We start from the raw sequence: 1,853 nt of genomic DNA on the forward strand, positions 1-1,853 counted from the left end.
CAATAAGCGATATGCACTTGGCAACCGCTTAACCGAGCAAATGATTGATAAATGGTCATTGTATCGTTTAGCACAATATTGTGATCAGTTGGTACCGGATGGCAAGGGTGAGCAAGAACCACGGTTCACTTGTAATGTGTATATTCAAAGTGCCGAATCTGCTTTCGATATTTTAAGCAAACTTGCAGGTTTATTTCGTGCAATCAGTTATTGGGATGGTGCATCTATCGTATGTGAGGCTGATGTACCTCAAGATGCTATTTTTACATACACATCTGCCAATATTATTGATGGCGTTCTTGGTATTAATTACACCGGTACGCGTGCACGTGATCGGCATAATGCAGTTAAAGTTGCTTGGGATAATCCGCAAAATCGCTATAAGACTGAATATGTTTTTGTACGTGATGAAAAATCAATTGCAGAGGCTAAAGCGGTACGTTTATTAGAACTAGAGGCATGGGGCTGTACATCAGAAGGACAAGCACAACGTACTGGCCAATGGGCTTTAAAAACAGAACAACTCGAAACTCGAACTGTCACATTTAAAGTTGGGTTGGATGGCTATATTCCATTACCAGGTAAAGTGATTGAACTTGCTGATGAGTTGTTAGCTGGTCGTGCAAATGGTGGGCGTATTTCTTCAGTCAGTGCTGATTTAAAACAAATCACCTTAGATCGTGATGATGTTGTATGCCGAGCTGGTGACCGTCTAGTTGTGAATGGCGAGAATGGAAAGGCACAAGCACGAGTTGTATCAAGTATTGCTGGTCGAGTTGTTACTGTAGTATCTGCATTCGATTCTGTCGCAGTGCAGAACGTGTGGGTGATTGATGCACAAGATTTAGCGACGATGAAATTTCGTGTAGTTTCGATCTCACAAGATGAGCCACACCAATTTACCATTACTGCATTACAACATGCTGATTCTAAATTTAATGCCATTGATCATGGTGCATTTATTGATGATCGCCCGATCTCCATCATCAACCCTACAACTCAAGATCCTGTTGAATCAGTCACGATTTCCAGCGAGCAAATGGTTCAGCAAGGGATGTCAGTTGAAACTATGGTGATCAGTTGGCCTCAAGCCAAAGATGCCACCAAGTATCAAGTTGAATGGCGTAAAGATAACGGCACTTGGTTGAAGCTACCTTTAACAGGAAGTAACTCAGCTGAGGTGGCTGGAATTTATGCAGGGCAATATGAAGCACGCGTATTTGCGATCAGTGCTTTTGATATTTCATCCTTGCCAACTTATTCAGTTTTGACAGAGTTAAAAGGCAAGCAAGGCAAACCACCAAAACTCGCCAATATCCATGCTGAAGGTATTTTATTTGGCATGAAATTAACCTGGTTGTTTCCAGCGGTGGGGGCATTGGATACCGCGTATACGGAGATTGAAGTTTCACCCGATAGCACATCAAATATTGCTCAACTGGGTTTGTTTGCTTATCCGACTACTGTTCACACCATTCAAGGGATGCAGCCAAACTTACGCCAGTATTATCGCGGACGCTTGATTGACAGAATTGGCAATGTGGGTGATTGGTCGGATTGGGTCAGTGGTGTGACTTCCGCAGATGCTTCAGATGTGCTTGAGCTTTTAAATGAGCAAATCACTGAAAGTCAGTTAAATCAGGATTTGAAAACTAAGATTGATCACATTGAAAATATTGATACTGATATTTCAGGGCTTAAAACATCTGTACAACAAGCGAAAGAGTTAGCTCAAAAAGCAAATGATGATTTAGCAATTGAACGGACTGAGCGTATTGACTCAATCAATTCAACTACCTCAAAGATCAATACTGAAATACAGGATCGAAAAACTGCGATTAGTACTTTGGAAG

The 1,853-nt window shown here is 41.6% G+C and carries 1 protein-coding gene; it reads left to right on the forward strand.

What is annotated here, in order from left to right; translation table 11 throughout:
• A partial coding sequence (locus tag ACG9ZL_RS20855; protein ID WP_419361770.1) for a TipJ family phage tail tip protein occupies positions 1-1,853 on the forward strand: 1,853 nt, incomplete at both ends.

Source organism: Acinetobacter legionensis, assembly GCF_048551735.1.
Taxonomy (GTDB): Bacteria; Pseudomonadota; Gammaproteobacteria; order Pseudomonadales; family Moraxellaceae; genus Acinetobacter.